At 67.9% G+C, this 20305-nt stretch carries 24 protein-coding genes; 22 read left to right on the top strand and 2 right to left on the bottom strand.

The window, feature by feature from the left end:
• Positions 1-71: 71 nt before the first annotated feature.
• The 13 genes from AC0VYL_RS16350 to AC0VYL_RS16290 all read left to right on the top strand — a co-directional run bounded on the left by AC0VYL_RS16350 (position 72) and on the right by AC0VYL_RS16290 (position 11758).
• Positions 72-1391, top strand: a complete 1320-nt coding sequence (locus tag AC0VYL_RS16350; protein WP_475480686.1) for a phage major capsid protein — start codon at positions 72-74, stop codon at positions 1389-1391.
• Between the two features lie 11 nt (positions 1392-1402).
• On the top strand, positions 1403-1684 hold the full coding sequence (locus tag AC0VYL_RS16345) for a hypothetical protein (RefSeq protein WP_475480685.1): 282 nt from the start codon (positions 1403-1405) through the stop codon (positions 1682-1684).
• Between the two features lie 104 nt (positions 1685-1788).
• Positions 1789-1977, top strand: a complete 189-nt coding sequence (locus tag AC0VYL_RS16340) for a hypothetical protein (protein WP_475480684.1) — start codon at positions 1789-1791, stop codon at positions 1975-1977.
• Positions 1978-2523 carry a hypothetical protein gene (locus AC0VYL_RS16335; protein ID WP_475480683.1) on the top strand — a complete coding sequence of 182 codons (546 nt, stop codon included), beginning with the start codon at positions 1978-1980 and terminating at the stop codon, positions 2521-2523.
• Entirely contained in the window at positions 2520-2855 is a 336-nt protein-coding gene (locus tag AC0VYL_RS16330) for a hypothetical protein (RefSeq protein ID WP_475480682.1), read from the top strand. The genes AC0VYL_RS16335 and AC0VYL_RS16330 overlap by 4 nt, the downstream gene beginning before the upstream one ends.
• A gap of 4 nt (positions 2856-2859) precedes the next feature.
• Positions 2860-3156 (top strand): hypothetical protein, encoded by a 297-nt coding sequence (locus tag AC0VYL_RS16325; protein WP_475480681.1) that lies wholly within the window; start codon positions 2860-2862, stop codon positions 3154-3156.
• Positions 3153-3554, top strand: a complete 402-nt coding sequence (locus AC0VYL_RS16320; protein WP_475480680.1) for a hypothetical protein — start codon at positions 3153-3155, stop codon at positions 3552-3554. Before AC0VYL_RS16325 ends, AC0VYL_RS16320 begins: the two co-directional genes overlap by 4 nt.
• 139 nt (positions 3555-3693) lie before the next feature.
• Complete coding sequence (locus tag AC0VYL_RS16315; RefSeq protein ID WP_475480679.1) at positions 3694-4356, top strand: phage tail tube protein; 663 nt, start codon at positions 3694-3696, stop codon at positions 4354-4356.
• A 92-nt stretch (positions 4357-4448) separates the two neighbouring features.
• Positions 4449-4718, top strand: coding sequence for an Ig-like domain-containing protein (locus tag AC0VYL_RS16310; RefSeq protein WP_475480678.1), 270 nt, complete (start codon positions 4449-4451; stop codon positions 4716-4718).
• Positions 4719-4844: 126 nt separating this feature from the next.
• Positions 4845-5192, top strand: coding sequence for a hypothetical protein (locus tag AC0VYL_RS16305; protein WP_475480677.1), 348 nt, complete (start codon positions 4845-4847; stop codon positions 5190-5192).
• A gap of 80 nt (positions 5193-5272) precedes the next feature.
• Positions 5273-5656, top strand: coding sequence for a hypothetical protein (locus tag AC0VYL_RS16300; protein ID WP_475480676.1), 384 nt, complete (start codon positions 5273-5275; stop codon positions 5654-5656).
• 15 nt (positions 5657-5671) lie between these two features.
• Positions 5672-10768, top strand: coding sequence for a phage tail tape measure protein (locus AC0VYL_RS16295; protein ID WP_475480675.1), 5097 nt, complete (start codon positions 5672-5674; stop codon positions 10766-10768).
• Positions 10769-10798: 30 nt separating this feature from the next.
• A complete protein-coding gene (locus AC0VYL_RS16290) occupies positions 10799-11758 on the top strand; it encodes a phage distal tail protein (protein WP_475480674.1) in 960 nt (319 codons plus the stop codon).
• Positions 11759-11761: 3 nt separating this feature from the next.
• On the opposite strand, the gene AC0VYL_RS16285 is transcribed toward AC0VYL_RS16290, so the two are convergent.
• On the bottom strand, positions 11762-12049 hold the full coding sequence (locus tag AC0VYL_RS16285) for a hypothetical protein (protein ID WP_475480673.1): 288 nt from the start codon (positions 12047-12049) through the stop codon (positions 11762-11764).
• A 355-nt stretch (positions 12050-12404) separates the two neighbouring features.
• Between AC0VYL_RS16285 and AC0VYL_RS16280 the strand changes: the two genes are divergently transcribed.
• The 6 genes from AC0VYL_RS16280 (at position 12405) to AC0VYL_RS16255 (ending at position 16629) form a co-directional block, all read left to right on the top strand.
• Positions 12405-13613, top strand: a complete 1209-nt coding sequence (locus tag AC0VYL_RS16280; RefSeq protein WP_475480672.1) for a Gp37-like protein — start codon at positions 12405-12407, stop codon at positions 13611-13613.
• A gap of 74 nt (positions 13614-13687) precedes the next feature.
• Positions 13688-14656, top strand: a complete 969-nt coding sequence (locus AC0VYL_RS16275; protein ID WP_475480671.1) for a hypothetical protein — start codon at positions 13688-13690, stop codon at positions 14654-14656.
• On the top strand, positions 14646-15053 hold the full coding sequence (locus AC0VYL_RS16270) for a hypothetical protein (RefSeq protein WP_475480670.1): 408 nt from the start codon (positions 14646-14648) through the stop codon (positions 15051-15053). The genes AC0VYL_RS16275 and AC0VYL_RS16270 overlap by 11 nt, the downstream gene beginning before the upstream one ends.
• 67 nt (positions 15054-15120) lie before the next feature.
• Positions 15121-15321, top strand: a complete 201-nt coding sequence (locus AC0VYL_RS16265; protein ID WP_475480669.1) for a hypothetical protein — start codon at positions 15121-15123, stop codon at positions 15319-15321.
• Between the two features lie 17 nt (positions 15322-15338).
• Entirely contained in the window at positions 15339-15566 is a 228-nt protein-coding gene (locus AC0VYL_RS16260) for a hypothetical protein (RefSeq protein ID WP_475480668.1), read from the top strand.
• 82 nt (positions 15567-15648) lie between these two features.
• Positions 15649-16629 (top strand): peptidoglycan recognition protein family protein, encoded by a 981-nt coding sequence (locus tag AC0VYL_RS16255; protein WP_475480667.1) that lies wholly within the window; start codon positions 15649-15651, stop codon positions 16627-16629.
• A gap of 132 nt (positions 16630-16761) precedes the next feature.
• Here AC0VYL_RS16255 and AC0VYL_RS16250 read toward each other — a convergent pair whose 3' ends face one another.
• Positions 16762-17409 (bottom strand): HNH endonuclease signature motif containing protein, encoded by a 648-nt coding sequence (locus AC0VYL_RS16250; RefSeq protein WP_475480666.1) that lies wholly within the window; start codon positions 17407-17409, stop codon positions 16762-16764.
• A 109-nt stretch (positions 17410-17518) separates the two neighbouring features.
• Between AC0VYL_RS16250 and AC0VYL_RS16245 the strand changes: the two genes are divergently transcribed.
• From AC0VYL_RS16245 to AC0VYL_RS16235, 3 genes are read left to right on the top strand one after another with little or no spacing between them, the layout of a single operon-like run.
• Complete coding sequence (locus AC0VYL_RS16245) at positions 17519-17842, top strand: hypothetical protein (protein ID WP_475480665.1); 324 nt, start codon at positions 17519-17521, stop codon at positions 17840-17842.
• Positions 17843-17892: 50 nt separating this feature from the next.
• Positions 17893-18675 (top strand): hypothetical protein, encoded by a 783-nt coding sequence (locus AC0VYL_RS16240; protein ID WP_475480664.1) that lies wholly within the window; start codon positions 17893-17895, stop codon positions 18673-18675.
• Entirely contained in the window at positions 18672-20225 is a 1554-nt protein-coding gene (locus tag AC0VYL_RS16235; RefSeq protein WP_475480663.1) for a peptidoglycan-binding domain-containing protein, read from the top strand. Before AC0VYL_RS16240 ends, AC0VYL_RS16235 begins: the two co-directional genes overlap by 4 nt.
• Positions 20226-20305 lie beyond the last annotated feature (80 nt).

Here is a 20305-nt window from a genome sequence, read left to right as displayed (position 1 = left end):
CGCCACCCCACCGTGGGTGTGCCCGGCACCGGTGCCGCCTCGCTCCAACTCCTGGAACGAGGAACCACCGAATGCCCCGCAAGACCATCGACGAGCTCAAGGCCGAGCTCAAGCACCAGCTCGAAGCCGCCGACACTATCGCCAAGACCGCTGAGGGCGCGGCCCGCAACATGACCCCGGAGGAGTCTGCCAAGGCTGGCGAACACCTCCAGGCCGGTACCGCCCTCGTCGCGGAGATCAAGGCCTACCAGGGTTCTGGCCAGCTCCAGGCCGCTCTCGCGGAGATCGAGGGCATCGGGCACCAGCCCGGAGGCGCGAAGGGTCTGGTCCCGAACGGCAAGATCGGTGACCTGGGCGGCAAGTCCCTCGGTGAGCATTACACCGAGTCGGACGAGTTCCAGTCGCTGCTCTCCCAGAAGACCGGCCAGCACTTTAACTCCAACCAGCGCATCTCCTCCCGGCCGGTGGCGTACAAGGACCTGCTGCTGACCGGCGGCGACCGCTCCAGCGCGGGTGGGCTGGTTCGCCCCGACTACCGCGGCCTCCAGCTGGGCCTGGACCCGGTCATGCGCCCGCTCACCATGCGCGACCTGGTGACCGGCGCGACCACCACCAGCGACACCATCGAGTACACGTACATCGACGCGGTGACGCTGAACGCGGAGTTCGTGGCCGAGTCCACCAGCACCGCCACCCCGGAGAGCCCGTCCCCGGCGACCGGTGTCAAGCCGCTGTCCGGGTTCACCACCCGCTCCGAGTCGACCACGGTCAAGACCCTTGCGCACTGGTTCGCCCTCACCCGGCGTGCCCTGTCCGACGTGGCCCAGGTCCGCTCCCTCGTGGACGCGCTCCTGCGCTACGGCCTGGAGGAGAAGGTTGACCGGGAGATCATCAACGGTGACGGCACCACTGGCGACTCCCTTCGCGGTATCGCCAACACCCCGGGCGTGCAGGTCCTCACCGTGAACGCGGGCAGCATGGACCCGGTCCGCGCGAACATCGAAGCGGTCCGCCGCGCCAAGACCATGACCCGGCTGGGCGCCCGCGCGGTCGCGAACGGTATCGGCGCGAACCCGCTGGACCTGGAGAACATGGACCTGGTCAAGGACAACGAGGGCCGGTACGTGCTCGGCGGCCCGGTCGCGGCCGGGGGCACCACCTCGCTGTGGAACCTGCCGATCGTGGAGAACGAGGCCGTCCCGCAGGGCGAGCTGTACGTGGGCGACTGGTCCAAGGCGGTCCTGTACGACCGTGAGGAAGCGTCCATCACCGTCACTGACAGTCACGCGGACTTCTTCACCCGCAACCTCGTCGCGGTCCTGGGCGAGTGCCGGGTGGCCCTGGCTGTCCTCCAGCCGTCCGCGTTCGTCAAGGTCGAGCTGGCCGCTTAGGAGGTCCCCCTATGGCAACCGAGGGTTACATGAGCGAGTTCCAGGGGCGGCTTCGGTCGGTTGGTTCCGCTGACGAACTGGCTGATCTGCTCGGAGACACCGGCGACGGCGGGGGAGGCCCCGTCGCGTGGGCCGACATCACCGGCAAGCCGACCACGTTCGCGCCCACCGTCGGCACCACCGCATCGACGGCCGCCGCGGGCAACCACACCCACTCCAACCTCGCCACCACGGACGCGCTGTCCACGCTGGCCGCCCGTGTGCAGGCGCTCGAAGACGCCGCCGGGGTCTGATGTTCACCCGCCGCAAGCGGGGTGTGTGCCCGGTGTGCAGCGCTGACCATGCGTCGTGCGGCACACCGGGCCAGGGCCCCAGCGTGATCACAGGAGGGAAGGGGGTGACAGAGGTGACCCAGCCCGACACGAAGCTGCACGTCTACACGGTGAAGATCAACGGCTACGCCACGAAGATCCAGCTGACCGAGGCGGACGCCCGCCAGCGAAAGCTGATCCCCGGCGAGCCGGAGGAGAAGCCCACCGTCCAGACGAAGGCCAAGGCCAGCAAGACCAAGGAGGGGGACGAGTAGATGGACCCCTCCGCCACCTGGCCGGTGCTGGCCACCGTCGACGACTGGCCGCACCACACCGAGGCCCGCCAACCCGACCACGCCGAACACCTCCTGGCCGCCGCGTCCCGCAACATCCAGGACGCGGCCGGGTGGCACATCGCCCGCCATGAGGTGGATGGTGACGAGTACGACGGGCGCGGCAACCGGCTGTTGACCCTGCACGCCATGAACGTGCACGAGGTGCGGCAGGTGCGGGTCGACGGGGCCACGGTCCCGGACTCCGGATGGCGGCTGTCCCGCCGGTACGGCCAACTCGAACGCGTCGGCGGACGGTGGCCGTCCGGGTTCGGGCGGATCGAGGTCGACCACAGCAGCGGGTTCGACCCGACCCCGCCGAACCTGACCCAGCTGTGCGTGGAGGTCGCCGCCCGGGGTGCGAACATCCCCGTCAGCGTCGCCTCGGAGACCGTGGACCGGCGCACCGTCCGCTTCCGCGCAGCCGTCGAGCTGTCCGAGTTCGACCATGCCGCCCTCGCCCGGTACACGCTCGGCCCCCGCTCATGACCGGCATCTGGGCCGACACCGTGACCCTGGTGCGCCGCACCGTGGCAGGCCGGGACCGGTACGGCAACGACGTGCACACCGAGACCCGCGAGACCGTCGAGGGGTGCTCGTGGCAGGCCATCGACGGGGCCGAACGCCACGATCAACAGCGCGACCAGACCGTCGCCTACTGGGACCTCTACCTACCCGGCCTCGACACAGACGTGGACGCCGTGGACGCGTTCGAGCACGGACCCCACCGGGCGGAGGTGCACGGGCCCGCCCAGTACCACCGGTCCGCGTCCGGCCTGCTCGACCACACCGCCGTCCGCCTCCGAGAAGTGAAGGGGTGACACCGTGAAACCGCAACGCCCCGGCGAGACCGTCCGCATCGACTACGTCGGTGTCGGAGAGGCCATGCGCGAAGACGGTGTCCGCAAGGCCGCCGCCCAACGCGCCCGCGACATCGCCACCAACGCGAACGCCCTGGCCCGGGGGATGGGCATCAACGCCACCATCACCGTCCGCGAGGGCACCCGGAACCGCGGCCGAGGCAAGGGCCGCCCGGAGGCGCAGGTGCGAGCCGAAACCACCGACATGGGGGAACGCGCTCACCTGCTGTCCCTGCTGGAAGCCGCAGGGAGGGTGCGGTGACCCGCCTCGACGTGGACGGCCCGAACCTGCTCGCCACCGTCATCTCCTGGCACACCCAGGAACTCCCGGAAGTGCGGGCCGTCTCCAAGAATCCGGCGACCGACCGATTCAAACAGGCGATGCCGCTGGTCCGGTTCCGGCCGTCCCCGGGCGGCACCACCACATGGGCCGGTGACACCACCACCCTCCTCGACGTCGACTGGTACGACACCTCCGACGACGTGCTGTGGGCGTCCGTCCGCGCCACCACCTCCGTTCTCGAACGTCTCGCTGCCCGCCACCACGCCGGCCTCCTGGTCGATGACTGCGCCGTGCACATGGCGCCGGGTGCGGCCCCGTATGAGGACGAGTCGGTGGTGCGTGCGTTCGGTGTGTTCCGGGTGACCACCCGCTTCTGACCTTTCTCTGAGAGCCGCCCGCGCCCCGCCCACCTGTTGGGCCCGGCCGCCTGCGCCGCCTCCCCACCTGACCTTTCGCGAGCCCCCGCCGCCCAGCGGCCCGGGGCTCTTCCTGTATGCCCAAAAGGAGGTGGCCCTGGTGGCCACTGTCGAATCCCAGTACCGCGTCACCAAGAACGCTGTGTTTAAGGGCCTGTTCGTCGCGGTGTTCGTCGCTGACGCCTCCGTCGCCCTGCCCACGGAGTTGTTCGACGAGGACGGCAACCTCAACGCCCTGCCCACCGGCTGGTACCCCGTCGGGTACCTCACCGAGGACGGCATGACCCACTCCCGTGAGCGGGACATCGGGGAGACCATGGCCGCGCAGGAGGCCGCCAGCATCCGCGATGACGTGCAGGCCGACACCTCGACGTCGCAGATCGTCATGCTGGAGACGTCTCCGGTGGCCATCGCGCTCTACGAGGGGCTGCCGTTCTCCCAGCTTGGCACCCAGCTCGGTGTCCCGCTGTCCTGGGCCAAGCCCGCTGTCCCGCAGGTCCTCAACCGGCGGTGGTTGTTCGTCGCGGTCGACTACTCCAAGACCACGAGCGCTGAGAAGATCCGGGCCCGCCTCTACCCGTCCGGCGCGGTCACGGAGATCGGTGACGAGACGGAGAACCGGGCCGACGCCAAGGGCTACGAAGCCACCATCAAGGCGTACAAGGACGAAGAGGTCGGCACGGACGTCCTGCACTGGATGGACGGCCCCGGATGGCGTGAACTCGCCAACGACCCGGCCCCGGAGCCCGACCCTTCTCCCTGACGGTGACGCCTCCAACAGCCACGGTCCTCCTGGACTGAACAGCCCTGATGGGGCTAAGCGTCACCCGCCTCAACCTGTAGAAAGGCGCCCCGTTGGCGACCCTTCAGCTCACCGCAACCCTGAACCTGACCGACGACACCACGGAGACCGTCACCGACACCGCGTCCTGGACCTCCTCCGACGAGCAGGTCGCGACCGTGTCCGGCGGTGGTCTGGTGACCGCGACCGGCCCGGGAGAGTGCACGATCACCGGCACCCACTCCGGTCTGTCCGGCACGTCCACCATCACGGTTCCCGCACCCGACCCGGAACCGGAGTCGCTGTCGGTGACCCCGGCGTCGGCGTCGGTCGACCTCGACTAGAACCCACGATCTGAACCCGGCCGGTGGCCCACAGGGGTGAGCCCCACCGGCCGGGTTCTCACCTGACCCCACCCGGGGTCGGCTTACCCCAGCGCCCACCCCGCACCCGTCTGGAGACGAATCCTCATGGCCGAGGCCAAGAACCGCAAGACCCGCCGCACCCTCGACGCCGTCCGCCGCAAGTACGCCGACAAGCTCGAACTGGAATCGGTTGAGAACCCCGTCGTCGGCTACGAGTTCGACGACGGCCACGAATACCTGATCCCTCACCCCCTGTTCGCGGACGACGCCTGGTCCGACGCGGTCGACGCCGCAGAGAAGACCGCCGACAAGGCCCGCGCGATCCTCGGCGAGGAACAGTACGAGCGGTTCCGTGCACACCCCACCCACCGCGACGCGGACATCATGCTCGTCTTCCTGGACCTGAACCAGTCCACCCAGGGGCAGCTCGCTGACGGGGGCCCTACCAAGTAACCGACCTGCTCGGGGACACCCCCGAGGAGGTCGAGGCGATCGAGGCCGCGCTGATCGCGGAGTACGGGGGCCGGGACTGGTTGGGCGACTACATGGTCACCCTCCACTCGGACCTGACCGGGGGTGACCCGCCTGCCGAGGGCCGGGTCACCCTCCACCAGCTGCGGGTACTGATCGACAACCTGCCGCCCACGTCGGCACGCCACCGGCAGGTGCGCGGCCACTCCTGGACCGTTGAGACGTATCTGCTGGCTGCGATCGGTGACGCGGTGCGGGAGCACGCCACCTACACCGTGGCCGTCAACTCGAAGAACCCGCGCAGCGTGAAGAAACCGGAACCGCTGCCGCGCCCGGTGGACCACGCCGAGGAAGAGCGCAAGGCCGCCGAGGCCGAGAAGCGCGCGTCCGCTCTCGCTCAGATGGTCGGCCGCCTCACCCCCGATTTCCAACACCTTTTCAGCTAGAACAAGGGGGCCCTGGTGGCGACCACCGTAGGCGCCGTATGGCTCAACGTCCTCCCCTCGATGCGGGACTTCACCCGCAGACTCACCGGGGACGCCACGAAGGCGGCCATGGCCGCAGCGAAGACCTCCGGTGCCCGCATGGGTGCGGACATGGTCAACGAGGTGTCGCGGGAGGTCGGCAGGAACGGGGCGAGGGCGGCTAAGGAGGCGGGGGAGAAGGTCGCTGACGAGGCCTCCGCCGCCGCCACGAAGAAGCTCCCGAAGGAGATGAGCAAGGCCGGGACCGCGGCAGGGGCGGCGCTCGCGGACTCCGCCGGGAAAGCCTCCCAATCCCTGTCCCGGACCCTGTCGGAGTCCACGGCGAAGGCCACCCGCGACGCCATGGCCACGGTTTCGCAGACCACGGCCCGCACCCTCCCGGCCGCACTGTCCGCGCAGGCGGGGCGGGCGGGGGAGCAGGCCGGGGCCGCCATGTCGCGGGCGATGGCGCAGTCGTACCAGCCACCCGTGCACGGGTTCTCCGGGTGGGTGTCCGGTGCGGCCACGGCTGCCCGTGACGCGGGGTCGTCCGCGATGTCCACGCTCGGCTCCACGATCACCTCGGCAGGGCCCGCGATCACCTCCGCCATGACCGGCGCGGTCGGCGGTGCGATCGTCGCCGCGTCCCGTGAGGGTGTGGCGCAGGCCGGTCAGGCGTGGCGGTCCGCTGGTGCGGAGATGACCGCTGCCGGTCAGCAGACGACGGTGGCGATGTCCGCGCCGATGGCCGCATTCGGCGCGTTGACGCTGAAGACAGCGGGTGATTTCGAGCAGCAAATGAACCGGGTGCGCGCCGTTTCAGGTGCGACCGGTGAAGATTTCGACGCTCTCAACGCGCTTGCTAGGGAACTCGGAGAAACCACCCGGTTCTCCGCGTCGGAAGCCGCTGACGCCATGGGCTTTCTGGCCATGGCCGGATTCGACACCGAACAAATCATGTCAGCGCTCCCAGGAACCCTTGACCTGGCGGCTGCGGGCGCGATCGACCTAGGCGAAGCCGCTGACATCGCATCGAACATCCTGACCGGTTTCGGATTTGAAGCGTCCGAACTCGCACGGATCAACGACATCCTCACCGCGACGTTCACGAACTCGAACGTCAACATGACCCAACTGGGTTACAGCTTCAAGTACATTGCGCCGATCGCGAATTCAGCCGGTCTGCAATTCGAGGAACTCGCGGCAGCGGTCGGAATGCTCGGCAACGCCGGTATTCAGGGTGAGATGGCTGGTACGGCGCTGCGTGGCGGTATCAGCCGACTCCTGAAACCGACCGGTGCCGTTTCGGATGCCCTGGATGAGCTCGGGGTTTCTGTTGCTGACTCGGCCGGGAACATGCTTCCCCTTGCTGACATTTTCGAGCAGCTTGAATCTGCGGGTGCCACCACTTCTGACATGATCACGATTTTCGGGCTCGAAGCGGGTCCGGGAATGATGGCGCTCCTTGATCAGGGGTCTGGGGCGTTGCGTGACTTCACCGCCGAGTTGGAAAACTCAGGTGGGACTGCGGGGCGGATCGCGGATATCCAGATGGAAGGCCTTAACGGGTCCATCCTGGAATTGAAGTCCGCGTTCGAGGGCCTGTTGTTGGCTATCGCTGACAGCGGGATGCTGGAAACTGTCACCGATCGGGTTGAGTCGTTCACCTCGGTGATTCAGGACTTGTCCCAGACGAATCCGGAGCTGTTGAACACAGCGGCCGGATTCGTGGGGTTGCTGGCCGCGCTCGGCCCGATTCTGTGGATCGGTGGTCGGGTCGTCGGCACCATCGGCGCCCTGACCGCTGCTGTCAGCGGGTCCGCCACGTTCCTCACCGCCGCGATCACCGGGTGGCGAGGGGCCGGGACAGTGTGGGCGGCTGGAACCCCGCTGATCACCCGACTGACCGCCGCGATCCGTCTCAACGCCCTTGCGCTTCGGCTTCAGGCCGCCAGGGTCAATCGGTCCGTGGCCGGGATGATCCTCCACAACACCTGGTCGAAGATCGTCCGGGGCGCGACGCTGGCCTGGAACGGCGCCCAGTGGCTGCTCAACGCCGCCCTGACGGCGAACCCCATCGGGATCGTCGTCGTGGCCATCGCCGCACTGGTCGGCGGAATCGTCCTCGCCTGGAAGCGCAGCGACAAGTTCCGGGCCGTTGTCACCAAGGCGTGGGACACCGTCAAGGCGAAGGTGCAACCGGTCGCGGACTGGTTCACCGGCACCGTCTGGCCGGGCCTGGTCGCCGGGTACGAGTGGGTGGCCGACATCGCCTCCGAGGCGTGGGGCAAGGTCACGGCCGCGTGGGACAAACTCACCGGGCTGTTCTCCGGCGAAGTGAGCCTGGGCGGCATCAGCCAGTCCCTCATGGACGCCGGAACATCCGTCGTCGACTGGTTCAGGGACCGCAGCGGAGACATCCGGGCGTGGGTCCAGGACCTTCCCCGACTGATCTGGGAGGGCGGCAAGGGCCTAGGGGAGTCTTTCCTCGGGCTCCTCCAGACCATCCTCGACCCGGCCACCCTGACTCAGATCGGTCAGGACATCGCCGGACACATCACCGGCGGCCTGGACTGGCTGATCGACCAGGCCCAGGAACTCCCGGCGAAACTCGGCCCGAAGCTGGGCGCGGTGGCCGGGGAGATCATCGCGTGGGCGCAGAGCCTCCCAGGGTTGGTCGAGGAGAAGGTGGCCGGCCTCGCCGGTTCGCTGGTCGGGTGGGCGTCCAGGGTCGGACCGGAAGCTGTGGCGCGTCTCCGCCAGGCGGGGACGAACATCGCGGACTGGTTCAAGGGTCTGCCGGGTCGCATCGCTGACCTGGTGGACATCGACGCCGCCGTGGCGTGGGCGAAGGAGATCCCTGGCCGGATCTCCGACGCGATCGACATCGACGCCGCTGTGGCGTGGGTGCTGACCATGCGTGACCGGGCTGTCGTCAAGCTCGGTCAGGTCGTGGACGCCGTCAAGGAGTGGGCGCGTGACCTCCCGGAGAAGATCCGGGGCTGGATCGACAACGCGGCGAAGGTCAAGGACTGGTTCGTTGAATGGGGTCCGAAGATCGTCGCGGGTCTGGCTATTGCCTTTCTCGTTGTAGCCCTCGCCATTCCCGTGCTGCTCCTGACTGTTGGTGCGGCAATCCTGTTCGTTCTCGGAATTATTGTCCTTGAGCTCGGAAAGTGGATTTGGGAGAAATTCACTGGGCTGATGGAAACAGCAGCCCAGGCCCTTGGGGCGAAGGTCGCTGAAGTCGGAGCTAGATTCCGTGAAATCCGGAACCAAGCTGTCGCGTATATCAGTAACCTCTACACGCGGGTGATCGGATTCTTCGCGAATACCCGGGATCAGAGCGTGGCTCGGGTTCGGGAAATGCGTGACCGGGCTCTGGGGTTCTTCGCGAACCTGAGAGATCAGAGCGTGGCCCGGGTGTTGGCGCTCCGTGACAGGGTCGTGTCGGCTCTGGTGAACGCCCGTGACCGGGGTGTTGGCGCGGTTCGTGGACTGCGGGATCAGGCGACGGCGTTGGTGACGAACGCCCGTGACTGGGTGGTGTCACGTGTCACCAGTTTGCGTGATCGTGCTGTGTCGCTCCTGAACAATTTCCGAGACAGGGCCATTAGTGCTTTCCAGAGCGCTAAAAATGGTATCGAAACGGCCTGGAAAAAGGTTGAATCGGTCACCAAAAAGCCCATCACGTTCCTGGTCAACACCGTCTATAACAATGGTATCAGGGCCACCTGGAACAAGGTTGCCGACCTAGTCAACATGTCCCAGCTGCCGCGCATCAACGGTTTCGCGACCGGCGGCATCATGCCCGGATACACACCCGGACGCGACCCACACAAGTTCATCTCACCTACCGGCGGGCGGCTTGAACTGTCCGGCGGCGAAGCCATCATGCGACCCGAATTCACCCGGGCAGTGGGGCCGGGGTGGGTTCACGCGATCAACGCCGCTGCCCGCTCCGGTGGGATCGGCGGTGTGCAGTCCGCGTTGGGGTTCGCGTCGGGCGGTATCTACAGCCCGGTGCAGTCCTTCGACAAGGGCGGCATCTGGCAGAGCGTCCAGAACTTCGGGTCCAGCCTGAAGGGCATCTTCGACGGGGACGGGCTCGCCTCAGCCGCCCGCGCCGTCCTGGACCCCCTCATCGAGACGATGAAGGGCCGGTTCACCGAAGGCCGGTTCAGTGACCTTTTGACCGCGGTCCCCGGTGCGATGGTCGGCAAGCTCGCGACCTGGCTGAAAAACACGGTCGGGTCCATGCTCGGCGGCACCGGCAAAGCGGTCGCGGAGAACGCCGCGAAGTACGTCGGCATCAGCGGGAACCCGAACCAGTTCACGAGGGCTTTCGGGATGGGCGGCCAGCCCTGGTGCGCCATGTTCGTCAGCGAGATGATCAAGGAGGTCAAGGCCCAGAAGGCGTACTCCAACGTGCGTTCGGCGGCAGTCACCTCGTTCGCGAACTCGTCCATGGACTCGGTGTCCAGTGTGGCCGCGTCCCGCCCCGGGGACCTCGCCGTGTACTCCGGTAGGGGGCCCGGCGGGTGGCAGCACATCAACATCATCGTGGACGACAACGGGTCCACGATCGGCGGTAACGAGGGCAACGCCGTCCGCGAGTACTCGTCGTACTCGTCTCGGGCGGCGAAGTTCATGAGGCCGAAGAACCTGGCCACGGGCGGGTTGTGGTGGCAGGACGAGGCCGTCAACTCCCCGCGCACCACTCCGGCGTTGACCGAGCTACTGCGCGCGGTCGACACCGTCAAGGTCCAGGGGTACGCGTCCGGCGGCACCCCGCCAGTCGGTGAGTGGTCGGTGTTCGGTGAGAACGGCCCCGAACTCGGTTTCATCTCCCGGGGCACGCGGGTCATGTCGAACCGCCAGTCCCGCAAGATGTTGTCTGATCTGCACCCCAACCCGGCCCCGGTCATCACGGACGGGCAGTGGAGGGACGTGCAGGACAACCGGGCGGGCCGACGCCGGGAGCGTCCGAACCAGACGTTCAACGTCTATGAGACCCGCCGGGCGCGTTCCACTGCTCGGGAGGTCATGAAGGCCCAGGCGGACGCGGACGCACTCCACCCGTCGTGGGCGTAACCACAACCGAGGAAAGGGGCGGGCTGTCCGATGCCGATCATCTACCTGCCACCCACACCACCAGGTAGGCCCGGTGTTGGGCTCCCGCCCCGCCAACCCTCCTACGCAACGAGGATCACCTGGACCAGCGCAGCGGGCGACACCACCGTGCTCACGGACTGGGCGCGCGGCTACACCCTGATGGACGGCGCCCGCGGCCTCGGGATGCCCGAGTACGAGTTCTACCGGCGCGAGTCGGGGGTGTTGAACGGTGACCAGGTGACGGGGGTGCGGGCGCTTCCTCGGGAGTTGTTCTTCCCCATCAAGATCCACGGGGAGTCCCGGGGCGACATCATCGACCGGCGGCGCCGACTCGCTGAGGACCTGGACCCGATGGGGGTGAACGGCGGCGGGCGGGGGACCATCACCGTGCAGGAGTTCGACGGCACCCGCAGGTCGATCACCGCGCACTACGAGTCCGGCGCGGAAGGGGAGATGGACCGGGACGTGGAAGGGCTGCTGTGGGCGTCCTTCGGGCTGCTGTTCCGGGCGGAGCAGCCGTTCTGGGAGCTGGACCCGGTGGAGGTCGTTTACCGGGGGCCTTCGGACGACGGCCGTAAATGGCTGCCGATCCTCCCCGTCAAGGTGAAACGGTCGGCGGCGATCGGCCCCGGCATGAACATCCGTGTCGGCGGGTCGGCGCAGACGTGGCCGGTGTGGACGTTGCGGGGCCCGATCGCCCCCGGTGTCCGGTTGACCAACGTCACCACCGGCCGGTGGATGGAGATCGGGGGCGGGCTGGAGTCCGGGGATGAGCTGGTGATCGACACCCGCCCCCGGCGTAAGTCGGTCCGGCTCAACGGGCAGCGCGCCTACCGGCTCCTGACACAGCCGGGCTCCACGTTGTGGCCGCTCAACAAGGGCGTCAACACGGTGGATGTGGAGGCAACGGGGATGGCGGAGGAGTCGAGGCTGATCTTGCGGTACACACCGCTTGCCTCCACCGCGTAATTGTCACGTGCGGAGAGTATCGATCTGTGCCTTTCCACGCCCTTGGACCGTGACCGAAATTTCAACCCTGCGGTTGTCCGGCCACTCGTGGTTGAGGTCTTCGATTTCTCCTGGTTCGAGCCAGCCAGCCCACCTGGCGTGCATTAGTCCATTTTTATCAGCAACACGTATGCTGAAAAGAGCGCGTGTTGTGGTGTTATTGATCAGGCTGCTGCGTTCTCCGAGGGCAAAGAACTCGTATTGCGCATAGTATTTGCTGGTCTCGTAGCGAACTCGGGCGATGCCGCTCACGCCACCAGCGTCTCCGTCCTTGGGCTTCCTGCGGCACTGGGTTCGCCAATTGCCGCTCGTGGTGTCTTCTGAACAGAGGACGATATCGATGGCAGAGGCTGGATCTGGCGTGGCTGCGCAGAGCGTGACCGCAGTTACGCCGGACATGACGCCAGCGACTAATCGCTTGGAGGTGTTTGCGTATGATCTCATGCGTGTCCTGGTCTTTGTATTCGTGAGTGAATGCTCATGTATGAAGGTAGCCCATTATTACCTTGTGCACGAGGTTCTGGCCAGTCTTGGCCACGCCATCGGATTGCAGGGGATGAGACTCGGAGCAAGAGTATTCAATTGTTTCACGAGCAACAGTGGCAACATGTTAGGTGTGAGGAGCGCCGTGGACGAGTGGGTCATCCGAGTCCGTAACGCCGACCGGGAGATGATCGGTGAAATCGACGACGAACAGGAACTGGAGATCCGGGACCGGCACCTAGACCACGGGGCATGGAAGATCGTGGTCGACGCCGACACCGAATCCGCCGCCCTACTCGAAGAAGGGGCGGGCATCCAGTTCGAGATCAACGGCCAGGTCGTGTTCTCCGGCCCCATCAACCGGCTCGTCTCCGAGATCACCGACGACGCCGGAACTGACAACCCGGACGGCGCGGAAGCCTCCACGTTCACCGGCATCTCCGACACCTCAGCGTTCCGCCGCATCATCTACCCGTCCCACACCAGCCCCATCACTCCGGCCGGGGTCAAACACACGGTGGACCGCACCGCGATCACCGGCCCCGCCGAAACCGTCCTGGGCACCCTGATCAACCGGCAGGCCGGACCCGCAGCACTCACCGGCCGCCGCCACCCGGGCCTGGTCGTGCCCACCTCGCAGGGGCGCGGCCCCACCATCACCTCATCGGAGCGGTTCACGGATCTGCACGAGCACGCGTTCGCCCTAGCGGCCGGTGCTGGCCTCGGATGGCGGGTCCTCCAACACGGGACCGACCTCGTGTTCGGGGTGTACGAACCCCGCGACCTGACCGATGAGATGGGGTTCTCCGTTGAGCTCGGCAACGTCGGCACGTACACATACGAACTGACGCCCCCCGAGGTCACCCACTACATCATCGGTGCGGGTGGCGAAGGCAAGGACCGGCTCCTGTTCCAGTACACGCAGCTGTCGCCGCTGTGGCCGGGGCTGGTGATCGAGGAGTTCAAGGACTCCCGAGACCTGAAACCGGCCCCGGACGGGCCGGATGACACCGAGTGGGTCGACCCCGCCGTGGCGTCCGTCCAGCAGGCGGAGGAACGGTTCGCCGAGGCCGCCGCGCAGCAGACGGTGGCGTTCGACCTGCTCCCCACCGAAGGGCTCGTGTGGGGAGAAGACGTCGGCCTCGGTGACCGGGTCAACTTCGACACCCCACGCGGCACCGTCACCGACCTGATCCGCGAGGTCGTGTACCGGCGCACCCCAACAGACGGGCAGACCATCACCCCGATCGTCGGGGACGCCGTGCACCTGCCCCGCACCTACCGGGCACTCAGGCGGTTGCGGCGGGAGGTCGCCGCCCTGGCCGCCACCTAACCCACTGTCTCTCAACCCCACAGGGCCCCGCACCACACGGTGCAGGGGCCCTTCGTCATGAAAGGAGGCGGCTCGTGGCCGAGCAGTCCGGCGTTTTCGCTGAGTCCGACCTCGACACCGCCGAAGACCTCGCCCGCTGGTACCGCCAGTTCTCACCCTCCGGGGTCGTCACCGCCGGGGCCGACGCCGGGCAGCGGATGGAGGTCACCGCCACCGGAACCGGCCTCATCACCATCGGCACCGGGTACGCGCTCGTCGGCGGCTACTGGTACCGGATCAGTGTCCCCATCACCCGGGGCATCCAGGCCAACACCTCAGGGCAGCCCCGCCGGGACCTGGTCGTGGTGCGCGCGGACCCGCAGGCCGACGAGGCGACCGTGGTCATCCTGCCCGGCTCCCCGGGCGCGTCCACCCCACCCAACCCCACCCGTAACCCGGCCGGGGTGTGGGACATGGTGCTCGCCGTCATCGTCGTGGCCGGGGGGTCCACCGTCGTCGCCCCAGGCGATGTGGACCTGCGGGTTCGTGAGTTCACGTCCCCGGGTGGGGCGGTGCCGTGCCATTCCACGAACCGGCCCCCGGAGACCTTCGAGGGGCAACTGATCTATGAGAGCGACACGGGCCGCATCCTGATGAGGGTGGGCGACTCGTGGCGGCTCGTCACCGAAACCGAGTTCCCCACCGCGTGGCAGCCCATCACCCTACGGTCCGGGTACACCACCCCCGGGCACGGCCGGTCCCCGTCCTGGAGGTTCATCACCCCGGGCCGGGTCGAGCTACGCGGCACGATCTCCCGCACCAACGGCAACGCGCTCCCGAACAACGACTACTACGCGCGCCTTCCGGCCGCGGCCCGCCCGAATGCGTGGGTGCGAGCCGTGGGGGCAGCTGAGTCCCGGAACTCCGGCGGCTCGTGGGGGGCGACCTGCCGCCTGGAGGTCGCCAGCGAGAACGCGTCGAACCGGTTGCCGGGGCAGGTCATCGCGTTTCACGAGCACGCCCCGCGCTGGATCGCCCTCGACAACTTCGCTTATGACGTCTGAACTCGCGTCCCTGGAGCTGTGGGGGACTCTCGCCGCTGCTGCTGGAGCCATCACCGCTGTGTGGGCGGCGCTCCGAAAGATCGTCCCGGTGCTGCGCAAGTTGGGCCATCTGGCCGATGACCTGATCGGTGAACCCGCCCGGCCGGGGGTGGAGGCCCGCCCGGGGGTGATGGAGCGTATGGCGTCCATGGAGCAGCAGCTCGCTGTGGTGCAGCACGAGGTGGAGCACAACGAGGGCACGTCGCTGAAGGACGCTACCCGCCGCACTGAGACGGCCGTGGCAGCTCTCACCAAGCAGGTGGACAAGCTCACCGCCCGCGACCGGGCCACGCCCGTTGTCCAGCAGGACATCACCATCAACCCCGATCCACCAACGCAAGGAGAGCCCCGTGTGTGAACCCGAGATCCCTACCGAACCCGACTACGACTTTTGGGTCGGTACCCCGTTTCGGTACGAGATGGCAATGACGGAGCAGTACGAAGGGTGGCTGGAGGTGACCGTGGACGACACCAAGTCGCCTTCCAACGCCCGCTACTCCCCGGAGACGCTGGATGCCGCCATGCGTGCGTTCTGCCAGGTCATCCACGCCGAAAGCCCGATCCGGGTCGCCAAGCGTGTGTCCGCGGCTGCATCCCGGCCCGGCACGTTCTTCCCCACCCAGTGATCCCAGAGGAGACCCCGTTGTACGACTACCGGCACGAGCAGGTCGACTACACCATCCGAGTCCAGCTGGGCGGAGGCATGGCCGGTGAGATCCGGCTGAGCGTTGACGCCACACCGATCGAGGAGCACCTGGACCAGGCCGCGAACGCGTTCTTCACAGCGCTGTCGGAGCACTACGAGATCGAGGTCCGCCAGTCGGTGCGTGCCACGGGCCACCGACCCGGCTTGGTCTTCCCCACCGCCTAGACCACCTCCCGTCTCCCCCTTCTTCGGGGCCCCGCACCTTCCTGGACGGGGCCCTTTCCCATGCCCACAGAAAGAGCCCAGCATGATCCTTCGCCCCCGCTCCTACTTCGGCTGGGGGGCCAGCGGCGCGGACTACGCCAACCCGCGCTCCGGCCTCGTCATCCACTACAACGGCGGCCCCACCAACCTGAAGACGCAGGCTGACTGCGTCCGCTACTGGAAGGGCGTCCGGTCCAGCCACGTCAACGACAACGGGTGGGCCGACCTCGGATACTCGTTCGGAGTCGCGGTGAACGGGGAGGTGTTCACCGGCCGGGGCCTCAACCGCTACCAGGCCGCCCAGGGCACTACCTCCGGGAACGCCAACTGGTACAGCGTCTCCCTGATGATCGGCGGCAACGAGCAGCCCACCCAGGCGCAGATCCAGGGAGTGCGTGACCTGCGCGCCTACCTCATGGCCCGAGGCATGGGTTCCGCGATCCGGGGGCACCGCGACTTCGTCAGCACGTCGTGCCCCGGCACCCCGCTGTACAAGCTCGTCCAGGACGGCACGTTCGGGAAGAAGGGCAACGGAACCCCCACTACCGGGGGCAGCTCGGGCGAGTACCGGCCGGAGAACGGCGACGGCCTGTTCCAGCTGTACGAGTACGGGCCCGCCATCAAGCCTCTCCAGAAGGCGCTCGGCGTCACCGCAGATGGCTACTACGGTCCCGACACCGAGAAAGCGGTCCGCGCGTACCAGAAGAAGCACGGCCTCGGTGTGGACGGCATCGCCGGACCCGAAACCCTCGCCCACCTCGGCCTCAGCGCGGCGGCCTCGAAGCCCGGCTCTGGCGTCCCCTCCTGGCCCGGCGTGTACCTGTCCGACTTCACCACCCACGCCTCGGCACGCACCTGGCAGCAGCGTATGAGGGACCGCGGCTGGTCGATCGGAGTGGACGGCATGTACGGGCCCGCCAGCGCCCGGGTCGCCCGCCAGTTCCAGACCGAGAAGCGGCTCGGGGTGGACGGCATCGTGGGCCCCGACACCTGGCGTGCCGCGTGGACCAGCCCCGTCACCTGACCTACCGAACCCGGCCGCACCCCGTGCTGTGGGTCGCGGCTGGGTTCGCCCTCGGGGTGGCTGTGACCTGCGCTGTCTGGTCGCTCAACGACCTCGTTCTCTGCCACCACGGCCCGGTCCTGATCCTCCCGATCAGGTGAGAACTCGGCTGTACGACAACCGGGCACGGAAGAACCCACGGGTCTGGGACCGGAACTCCAGGCACTGGCCCCCGGCCGCCCACTCACCCCACACGGTCAGCGGGTGGCCGGGCCCGAACCCGCCTTCCCACCGCACCGTCCCCGTGCCGCCCACCCACAACAGGCCCTTGTCGAACAGGGAATGGCACTGGCCGCACACCAGCATCGTGTTCCACAGGTCAAGCTTTTCCTGGTCCGTGCATTCGGTGCGGGGTTTGATGTGCGCCAACTCCAAAAGGCCCTCGGGGTACGGGGCCCGGCACAACGCGCACAAGGCGCGGGTTCGTCCGGCGAGTTTCCGAGCCCGGAGCACAGCCTGTTCGCCTCGCCTCCTGGTGAGGGCGACGGGGGAGAGGTCACCGCTGAACTCCACGTACCGGCCAGTGCTCTCAGCGTCTGGTGGATGTTTCCAACCCCGCAGCGCCAAGAACGGATGGAAGTGGCTCTTTCCTGAGCTGACAGGACAGAACAGCACGCGGTTCTGGCGGCCGAACCTCGCGGTGGCGATGTTGAACCCCAATCCGTGAATCCCGATATCTGAGATTGCGTCAACCCATTGTCCGAATGAGTTGACTTCATCAAATACCACCACGTTATTCATCGGCGCTGCTGCTCCTCTGGTTGCTGAAGCAATCACGCTAGCGCCACACACCGACAAACCATCTCACATCCCGGGATGGTTTTTTCTATTTGTCGAAGGAAGGCATCACATGTCTCGTCGTATTGAGTCCGCCGCCGTCGTCCGCACCCTGCTCCCGTACCTCGTCGGCGCCGTCGCCGCGCTCGCCGCCGGACAGGGCATCACCCTCCCCGAGACCGCTCTCGCCGCCGTCATCGAGCCCGCCCTGGAACCCGCCGTCGCGTTCCTCGTCGGCGGTGGCTACTACCTGCTCGGCCGAGTCCTGGAGACCCGCGCCGGACAGACCGCCCAGCGTCTCGGTCGCCTCCTTCTCTCCTTCGGCACCACCACCCACACCCCGGTGTACGTGCCCGCCGCTGAGATCCCCGCCGCGCCGACCGCGGACCAGGCCTGACCCCAGCAGTACCCCCCACACCACCACAACAGAACAGCGAGGACGGGCCCATGAGGTACTGGTACGGCGGAGGCCCCGCCGACTACGTCATCAGCCCCGGCCAGCAGGCCCACCTCCCCGGCGAAACAGTCGGCTACCAAACCATCCTCGTCCCCGGTGTCCGCCTCTGGTGCTACGACCACGGCAGCGGCGAGCGGGTCATGGACCTCCTCAACGCGTCCGGCGACCAGGTCGACCACCTCATCGCTGGGGAGTACGGGGACATCCCGCGTTTCCGGGGCCCTGACGAGGTGCGTCGTCTCCTCATCGGCCCGGAACCCACCGATCCCGGCGACCCGGACGACCCGGACGACGGAAACGACGCCCAGGGCCGATGGGTCATCACCACCTCGGACTGGCCCACCATCGTTGGCGCGGTCGAGTCCCGGGTCCACACCCTGGAACAGGGAGGGAACGGTGGGGGAGGGGAGGACCCCGGCGAACCCACCGGGTCAGCGCACCCACTCATGTGGACCCACCCCGGCCGGGTTGAGGAACCCCGCACCAGCCCGCACCCGTACTACAACGACGACGGCCGCTCCCAGACCATCCCCAGGGTGCGCGCCCAGGCCACCGTCGCCAGCGGGGAACTTGTCTGCTCCGTGCTCCGGATCGACCCCGACACCGGCACACAGACCGTGGTCGCGGCCGTGGCGTTGACCCCGGACAACCCGGTGGGGGTGGTCGCCCCGGACGCCACCGTCTCGGACGGGTCCGGGCTGACCGTCCGGATCGAACCGGGGGATGTGGATGACGAGGTCGCGGACGTCACCATGCAGGTGATGATCCGATGACGACCGTCGTGGACACGTTCCCCCGCACCACCGCCACCGGGTGGGGGGACACCCCGTCCGGGCTGGGGTGGCAGGCCAACGGCGGCACCCCGGAGGAACGCCGTGTGGTCCCCGGTGCGGCCCGCATCAGCCTCCCCACGAACCCGGGCGGTGTGCGCTCCCAGACCATCCCCCGCCCGTGGGGGGACAGCCAGGTCCTCGCCCACTTCCGGGTGGGGCAGCTGTCCGTGGGCGCCCCGCTGTTGGTCGGGATCATCCTGCGCCGCCAGGCCGCGAGCGTGTTCTACCGGGTGCGGGTGGGGTTGGACCTCGAAGGTGGGGTGACCCTGTCCGCCACCCGGGGGGTCACCCAGGTCGGCCCGTCCGTCGACACCGGGGTGACCTACGGTGCCGGGTCACGCCTACGTGTTCGGGCGCGGGTGGACGGTCACCGGCTCCGCGCCCGCGTGTGGTCGGCGGCCTCCCCGGAACCGTCCGGGTGGCAGCTGGACCGGACAGTCAGCGTAGACACCATCCCGGGCGGGGACGCAGGGGTGGCCCTGTCGGCGTTCGGAGAGAACACGAACGATGCCCCGTGGGTGGACTTCGAGCGGGTCGAGATCACCTACCCGCTCCTGGCCGAGAACACCCTGACCGGGCCGTCAGGCCAGCAGGTCACCAACACCCGCCTCGCTGACTCCTCCCAGGCCGGTACCGTCACCATCCGCCACCCCGGAACCCGCGCCACCTACGACGACACGGAGACCGTGCGCGGCCGACTCTCCATCCGCCTCGCCTCCGGCGGCCACCGGGAGGAAACTCCACACCTACGTGTCAACCTCCCCACCACAGGGCCATGGTCGGCCCGCTGGTACAGCTGGGTACCGACCCTCCAGGACGCCGGCCTCGGCATCGGGGAGGTCCGGACGGCGGCGGTTCTTCCCACTCACGCGTGGGTGGTGCACGCCACCGCCGCTGGAAACATCGGCACCCGGTTGCAGCCCCCCGGCCTGGCGGCGCCCGCGATCCAGTGGGACGAGCAGGACGGTGTGGGTGTGACGATCGGCCAGTGGTGGCGGATCGAAATGCGGTACGCCGGAGAGTCGTTGCAGGTGCGGGCGTTCCCTGGGCATTCCACCACCGGGTACCGGGGCAACGCGTGGACCGGTCTTCCGGACCCGGGCCGCACCCTGGACCTGACCGGGTACCGGTGGCGGCGTGACCGTCCGCTGGTGCAGTGGGGGAGCAGCGGCGCGGAGGTGCGAACCCTTCAGAACGAACTCGTTGACCTCGGATACTCCCTCGGCGCGGGCGGGGCCAACGGCGACTTCGACGAGCGGATGCACCTGTTGGTCCAGCGGGTTCAACGCGACCTCGGCGTCACCCCGGTAGACGGGTCCGCGGGCCCCGAAACCCGGTCTGCGATCGACTACGCGTTGGGCCGGGTGCCGCCTCCGCTGTGGGTCAGCCACCTCGCCATCGCAGGCGGGGAGTGGATCGGCCCCGCTGAACCGGACTCCGCACCTGCGCCGGTCACCCGGTTGGGGTTCACGGTCGGTATCCCCATCTGAGCGGGTTGCTGACTTCCGATAAGGCATCTATCCTTAGAACAGGTGTTCGGAAGCCAGGGTGGGGACCCGGCGACGAACGA

This window comes from Nocardiopsis sp. iso_238 (assembly GCF_056173325.1).
The sequence above is the reverse complement of the archived record's forward strand: the minus strand, read 5'-3'. Positions and strand labels throughout refer to the sequence as shown.

Bases quoted from the DNA above. Each gene is read 5' to 3' on its own strand.
- AC0VYL_RS16330 (WP_475480682.1), top strand. From the start codon at position 2,520: ATGACCGGCATCTGGGCCGACACCGTGACCCTGGTGCGCCGCACCGTG.
- AC0VYL_RS16245 (WP_475480665.1), top strand. From the start codon at position 17,519: ATGTCTCGTCGTATTGAGTCCGCCGCCGTCGTCCGCACCCTGCTCCCG.
- AC0VYL_RS16335 (WP_475480683.1), top strand. From the start codon at position 1,978: ATGGACCCCTCCGCCACCTGGCCGGTGCTGGCCACCGTCGACGACTGG.
- AC0VYL_RS16280 (WP_475480672.1), top strand. From the start codon at position 12,405: ATGTTAGGTGTGAGGAGCGCCGTGGACGAGTGGGTCATCCGAGTCCGT.
- AC0VYL_RS16305 (WP_475480677.1), top strand. From the start codon at position 4,845: ATGGCCGAGGCCAAGAACCGCAAGACCCGCCGCACCCTCGACGCCGTC.
- AC0VYL_RS16270 (WP_475480670.1), top strand. From the start codon at position 14,646: ATGACGTCTGAACTCGCGTCCCTGGAGCTGTGGGGGACTCTCGCCGCT.
- AC0VYL_RS16350 (WP_475480686.1), top strand. From the start codon at position 72: ATGCCCCGCAAGACCATCGACGAGCTCAAGGCCGAGCTCAAGCACCAG.
- AC0VYL_RS16235 (WP_475480663.1), top strand. From the start codon at position 18,672: ATGACGACCGTCGTGGACACGTTCCCCCGCACCACCGCCACCGGGTGG.
- AC0VYL_RS16240 (WP_475480664.1), top strand. From the start codon at position 17,893: ATGAGGTACTGGTACGGCGGAGGCCCCGCCGACTACGTCATCAGCCCC.
- AC0VYL_RS16265 (WP_475480669.1), top strand. From the start codon at position 15,121: ATGACGGAGCAGTACGAAGGGTGGCTGGAGGTGACCGTGGACGACACC.
- AC0VYL_RS16255 (WP_475480667.1), top strand. From the start codon at position 15,649: ATGATCCTTCGCCCCCGCTCCTACTTCGGCTGGGGGGCCAGCGGCGCG.
- AC0VYL_RS16250 (WP_475480666.1), bottom strand. From the start codon at position 17,409: ATGAATAACGTGGTGGTATTTGATGAAGTCAACTCATTCGGACAATGG.
- AC0VYL_RS16345 (WP_475480685.1), top strand. From the start codon at position 1,403: ATGGCAACCGAGGGTTACATGAGCGAGTTCCAGGGGCGGCTTCGGTCG.
- AC0VYL_RS16290 (WP_475480674.1), top strand. From the start codon at position 10,799: ATGCCGATCATCTACCTGCCACCCACACCACCAGGTAGGCCCGGTGTT.